The organism is uncultured Nitrosomonas sp. (assembly GCF_902826915.1).
In the GTDB taxonomy this organism is placed as follows: domain Bacteria; phylum Pseudomonadota; class Gammaproteobacteria; order Burkholderiales; family Nitrosomonadaceae; genus Nitrosomonas.
In genome coordinates, this window is the sequence record NZ_CADEGP010000109.1 from 1 (window position 1) to 5,813 (window position 5,813).

The 5,813-nt window shown below is 47.2% G+C and carries 6 protein-coding genes; 2 read left to right on the forward strand and 4 right to left on the reverse strand.

The genetic code is table 11. From position 1 onward, the window contains the following. Window positions 1-210: 210 nt before the first annotated feature. The 4 genes from QZV86_RS13195 to sdhC form a co-directional block, all read right to left on the reverse strand. The gene (locus QZV86_RS13195) at window positions 211-897 is read right to left on the reverse strand and encodes a TIGR04211 family SH3 domain-containing protein (RefSeq protein ID WP_295629050.1); all 687 of its coding nucleotides are present in this window, start codon (window positions 895-897) and stop codon (window positions 211-213) included. Between the two features lie 70 nt (window positions 898-967). Further along, window positions 968-2,731, reverse strand: coding sequence for a succinate dehydrogenase flavoprotein subunit (gene sdhA, locus QZV86_RS13200; protein ID WP_295629053.1), 1,764 nt, complete (start codon window positions 2,729-2,731; stop codon window positions 968-970). Window position 2,732: 1 nt separating this feature from the next. Continuing rightward, entirely contained in the window at window positions 2,733-3,086 is a 354-nt protein-coding gene (gene sdhD, locus QZV86_RS13205) for a succinate dehydrogenase, hydrophobic membrane anchor protein (protein WP_295629056.1), read from the reverse strand. Continuing rightward, complete coding sequence (gene sdhC / locus QZV86_RS13210) at window positions 3,080-3,469, reverse strand: succinate dehydrogenase, cytochrome b556 subunit (RefSeq protein ID WP_295629059.1); 390 nt, start codon at window positions 3,467-3,469, stop codon at window positions 3,080-3,082. Before sdhC ends, sdhD begins: the two co-directional genes overlap by 7 nt. Window positions 3,470-3,764: 295 nt before the next feature. On the opposite strand from sdhC, the gene QZV86_RS13215 reads away from it, so the two are divergent. After that, entirely contained in the window at window positions 3,765-4,628 is an 864-nt protein-coding gene (locus QZV86_RS13215) for a DUF6279 family lipoprotein (protein WP_295629062.1), read from the forward strand. Window positions 4,629-4,918: 290 nt separating this feature from the next. Then, complete coding sequence (locus QZV86_RS13220; RefSeq protein ID WP_366925708.1) at window positions 4,919-5,683, forward strand: integrin alpha; 765 nt, start codon at window positions 4,919-4,921, stop codon at window positions 5,681-5,683. The last annotated feature ends 130 nt before the right edge of the window (window positions 5,684-5,813 follow it).

The following is a 5,813-nucleotide window of genomic DNA, read 5'->3' on the forward strand; positions in this document are numbered from 1 at the left end:
ATTGTTCCGCTAACTCAGCTAGTGTCTTGTCACCCTTGATCGCCGCTATGGCCACCTTGGCTTTGAATCCCGCTGCGTGATTCCTTCTCGTCCTTCTCATACTCTCGCTCCTCTGTTTGCCGTCTATTGCACGACTTGGGTTGAGCAAGATTACCACTTAAAGGACTGTCCAAATTTGCGAGGCCACTTCTGTCCATTGATTGGTATGGATTAACCGAAATCGCCGTATCGAGATCGTTTTTTTCTGCTGAACATCGGAAGAACCAGGCCCAGAAATATCCCGCCACATAAAACTAAGGCTCCGGCAATAAACCAATCCTTCTGGTTGTGGTTTTCCAGCTCACGATTTTCTAATTGCAATGCAATGAGGCGTTCTTCAGTTGTGGCTAATTTTTCATGCAATTCCTTATTTTCCCCATCAATGAGCAACACATTAGCGGATGTTTTCTTAATCGTTTCCATTTGATCTACTAATTGCTTGTTCTCATTTTCAAGTGTTTGCAAACGTTTTTGTGTCCCCTCATACTCATCCCTGATGGCCTTTAACTGAGCGCGCACAGAACCTTCATCTACGTTGGCAAGATCAATCTGTTTGAGCATTCTTTCCAGTTGAGATTTGGCGTCAGGTTCAACGCTCAAATAACGGCTGAGTATCCAGCCTTCCATGCCATTAGAAATTTTGACACGCGTATGGCCGGTTTCTGCATCATTCTCCAAAACCTCTACAGGGGTGCCGCTCTTCAACATCCTGAGAATCGCATGGCTCAGAGTCGGGCCCCTACGGAAGGTTACTTCCAGTTGATCTGATACGTAACGGGTTTCAGCAGAAATTGAAACAGAATAGGGAAAACAGACAATAAGACAAATTAATAGAACAACATATTTATTTTTCTTCATAGAATTTATATGGTTGGTTCAAAAATTATACAAAACCTGATTTGACCAGACTTAAAGCAGGCGAATGACGCTAATAAGTTCTGGCTTTGGGCGGGAAAGATTCAACCGTTAGCGGTTTGAGCCGTACTGGTTTGTAATCCAGTCGATTATTTTCACTGAAAAATAAGGTATGTTTTAGCCATTTGACATCATCCCGTTTTGGATAATCATCACGCGCATGGGCGCCACGGCTTTCGCGCCGCGCTTCCGCCGATATCATCGTGGCAATGGCCACTTCTTTTAAGTTGTCCAGTTCAAGTGCTTCAATCCGCGCGGTATTAAACACTTTACTTTTATCCTTGATTTCTGTGCGTCCTACTTGCTCACCGACTTCGAGAATTTTCTCCACACCTTTTTGCAGCATGTCCTCAAAGCGAAAAACACCGCAGTAGGTTTGCATGGTCTTGGCTAGGGCTGCATGAACTTGCGCAACACTCTCGCCATTCTGCTGGCTTTCCAATCGCGCCAGACGATTCAGCGTCTTATCGGCAACATCCCCTGATAGGGGTTTATGATGCGAATTTGTTTTTAAGTCTTCAATAATTTGATCAGCAGCGGCACGACCGAATACGACAAGGTCGAGTAATGAATTGGTGCCCAGACGATTAGCACCGTGCACCGAAACGCAGGCACACTCACCCACTGCGTAAAAACCAGAGACAATTTCCTCAGGGCCGGTTTTATATGGTGCGACGACCTGGCCCAAATAATTGGTGGGAATACCCCCCATCATGTAATGTGCGGTGGGCACAACCGGAATCGGCTCATTGATAGGATCGACATGAGCAAATTTAATCGCCAATTCCCGAATACCCGGCAACCGGGTTTTGATAATTTCCGCCCCCAGATGATCAAGTTTTAACAATAAATGATCATTCTCTTCGCCGCAGCCGCGCCCGTCCTTCATCTCTGTGGTCATGGCGCGTGAAACCACATCACGGCTGGCCAAATCCTTGGCATTGGGCGCATAACGTTCCATAAAGCGCTCACCCGTCTTATTTAGCAGATACCCGCCCTCGCCTCGCACCGCCTCACTGATCAATACCCCTACACCGTATACCCCTGTGGGATGAAATTGCCAGAACTCCATATCTTCCAACGGAATTCCGGCTCGGGCGGCCATGCCCAAGCCATCGCCGGAATTAATTAATGCGTTGGTGCTGGCTTGAAAAATTCGTCCGCCACCACCGGTGGCAAACAGGGTTGCGCGCGCTTGCAACACCAGGATTTCTCCGGTTTCCATTTCCAGCGCAGCAACACCCAGAACATCGCCTTGTTCGTCACGAATCAGATCCAGCGCCATCCATTCAATAAAAAATTGCGTGTTGGCGCTGACATTACGTTGATACAGCGTATGCAACAGCGCATGACCAGTACGATCAGCCGCCGCACACGAACGCGTAGCTTGCGCGCCACCAAAATTTTGCGATTGCCCACCAAATGGACGTTGATAGATTTTTCCATTCTCCAGGCGATCAAACGGCATGCCAAAATGCTCCAGCTCATATACCACTTCGTTGGCATGGCGACACATGAATTCAATGGCATCCTGATCGCCCAGATAATCCGATCCTTTTACGGTATCGTACATATGCCAATGCCAATTGTCTTCAGTCACATTACCCAGTGCCGCGGCAATTCCGCCTTGCGCCGAAACAGTGTGGGACCGAGTGGGAAATACCTTGGATAACACCGCCACTTTCAGCCCTGCTTCAGACAACTGCAGTGCCGCCCGCATGCCGGCGCCCCCTGCCCCTACAATGACCACATCAAACTTTCTTACGATTAACGTCACATTAACTCCACAATATTTCTGCAGTCCAGACTAGATAAAACAGCAAAGCAGTTACTACCGCGATTTGCATCATTAAGCGAATTGACATGGAATGAACATAGTCCATAAGCACATTGCGCACACCCACCCAAGCATGCCAAAAAACACAAATAAAGAACACAAAAGTCGCGATGCGCAACCATTGGGACTGGAATAAATCTTTCCATCCTGCATAATCTTGCGGGGCAACAATCAACAATACTCCCGCCAGCACAATCAAATAAATTGTCATCAGAAGGGCAGTCACCCGCTGAGCTAACCAATCCTTCGCGCCATAGTGCGCGCCGGTAACGGCAAGTCTGGATCGCCTTACCATAGCATTAACCCCGTCACTATGGTCAACACGAACCCCGCGATCAATACTAATTTACTGCCTGTCCGCGCCTGTTCCAATGTGATTCCTACTTGTATATCCAACAACAAATGCCGGACACCGGTACATAAATGATGCAGAAAGAACCAGAGTGGTAACAATAACAACAGCTTGATAATCGGATTATTGAGAAAGTCTTGCAGAATCTCAAAACTTTGCGGCGATTGTAGCAATAGCTGCAAACCGCACAGCAGCAGTGGGATACCCGGAAAGAATAGCAATACACCGCTGATACGATGCAGAATCGAAACCACAGAAGGCATGGGGTGTCTGAACTCAAGCAAGTTCAGATATTTGGGGCGTTTATGATGTAATTTTTCTTCCATGCGAGAAATTCTTGAGTAGAAAATACTGTCGCCAGAGTTAAGCTTACACGCTGAAGATAGAAGCCAAGTTTAGTCTGTTATGGTTTCTGATACAAGCCATATGACGGCCGGGCCAGCCCATACTACTCCGAAATGAATGGAATCCTATCAAGAATCAAACAGTACGAACAATTACGATGCTGCAGACGCAACGGAAAAGAAAGTGATAAAGTACGATTTATGTATACTAAACAAGTATCTTGGACCCGTTTCTAACCGCGTAGCGACATTTCTTCTCATTCGCAATTAAATTATCATGCAGCTTGTTTTAAAAAGAATTGCCTTCATCACATTATTATTGCTACTCAGCGGTTGTAGCATGGCGCGTCTGAGTTATGATCACGGGCCACGGCTTGCCTGGTGGTGGCTGGATGGCTACGTTGATTTTGATCGTGAACAAGCGCCACACGCCAAGCAAGCAATTCATCAGTGGTTTGGCTGGCATCGCACGACACAACTTCCTGAATATATCGATTGGTTAGCCTCTGTACGCAGCCAGATCGACAGCCCACTGACGCCAACCCAAATTTGTCATTGGTCCGACGAACTGCAAAACATTATCGCTCCCGCCTTTGATCAGGCTGTGCAACTGAGCGCACCCGTCGTATTGCGCTTAGGTGAAGCGCAGTGGCAGCATCTCGAACAACGCTATGCCAAAAGCAATGTCGAACTGCGCCGCGACTATCTGCAGCCAGATCTTGAGGATCGTCGGCATGCATCGATCAAGCGAACTGTCAAACGCATCGAAAATCTATACGGCAGCATTGACAAAACACAACGGCAATTAATCGAGACCAGCATCGAAGCCTCGCCTTTCAATCCCGAAATTTGGATGACCGAACGTCAACGCCGGCAGCAAGAAACGCTAAGATTATTGCGTCAGTTCGCTACCGAATCCATCTCACCTGAACAGACTACCACTTCATTAAGAAAACTGATTGAGCACACGCATCGTTCCGATGACCCGGGTTACCGCGCTTATCAATTGAGATTATCCGAATACACTTGCGACTTTATTGCACGCATGCACAATAGCACTACCCCAAAACAACGCCAGTATGCTTATGACAAGTTAAAGAAATGGGAAATGGATTTACGTGCGCTGATGAGCGGCGTGTAGCGATTTTACATATTACGATTTTTTTGGGATCACAATGCCTGATCTCGTCAAAGAATTCTTATAAGAATAAATTAAATTAACGATTTGCGGTATATGGAACGGAATATCCGACCGGGTAAAGCGGATTATCAAATCATCCGGTTCATGGTCAGAATGAAAATGAAACTCTTGACCATGGATAGATTACCGGCAAATCTCTTTTTATTCCGGAGGCAGAAATAATAACAATAGCAAGTATTAATTTATCCAATCTGGATGGCAGTAATGGTTTCCGCCTGGATGGTGAAACAGTGGACGATCCTATATTTCACAAACTCTCTGTGAGCAATGCAGGGGATGTTAACGGCGGTGGCTTTGATGATGTGATTATTGGCACTCTTCGTGCTGATCCGAACAGCTCCATATTGGGTTCCGGTTACGTGGTATTTGGCAAGGCATCCGGCTTTGGTGCCACAATGGATTTATCCGACCTTGATGGCAGTAACGGTTTCCGTCTGGATGGTGAAGCAGCGAATGATCGATCGGGTTGGTCAGTCAGCAGCGCCGGGGACGTTAATGGCGATGGTTTCGATGATTTGATTGTCAGTGCTCCTGATGCTGATTCGAATGGTATCGATTCCGGCTCCAGCTACATCATATTTGGCAGAAGTGACTTTACCGATGATGATGTAGATTTTCCCGGCACACCCGGAGACGATGTTTTTACCGGCACATTCGCTGCGGAAAGTTTTGCAGGTGGAAGTGGCAACGATCGCATGATTGGCCGTGGCGGTGCAGACTCGTTCGATGCTGGCGCCGGTAACGATTACATCCGCATATTGGGCGATGACTTCCAGTTTGTTGATGGCGGCTCGGGTATCGATACGCTAGGACTGGCTGGCAGCGGTTTTAATCTGGATCTTTCCAGCGTGATCGATAAAATTCACGGGATTGAAACCATCGCTTTATACGGTGTTGGCGACAACAAGCTGACCTTGACCGCGCAGGATGTCAGCGATCTGTCGGAAGAGACGAATATGCTAAAAATTAAAGGCAACACCGAGACAGTGTGGTAGGACTGAGCAGCGGCTGGACCGATGGCGGTGTTCACGGCAACTTTCATGCCTATACGCAAGGTGAGACGGTGCTACTGATGCCCTTCTAAATGTCAAGCTGCAATTTGTGCGCTATTGATTAAATTATTTC

Excerpts from the sequence above, each read along its gene's own strand:
- sdhC (WP_295629059.1), bottom strand. The coding sequence starts at position 3,469 with ATGGAAGAAAAATTACATCATAAACGCCCCAAATATCTGAACTTGCTT.
- QZV86_RS13195 (WP_295629050.1), bottom strand. The coding sequence starts at position 897 with ATGAAGAAAAATAAATATGTTGTTCTATTAATTTGTCTTATTGTCTGT.
- QZV86_RS13215 (WP_295629062.1), top strand. The coding sequence starts at position 3,765 with ATGCAGCTTGTTTTAAAAAGAATTGCCTTCATCACATTATTATTGCTA.
- sdhD (WP_295629056.1), bottom strand. The coding sequence starts at position 3,086 with ATGGTAAGGCGATCCAGACTTGCCGTTACCGGCGCGCACTATGGCGCG.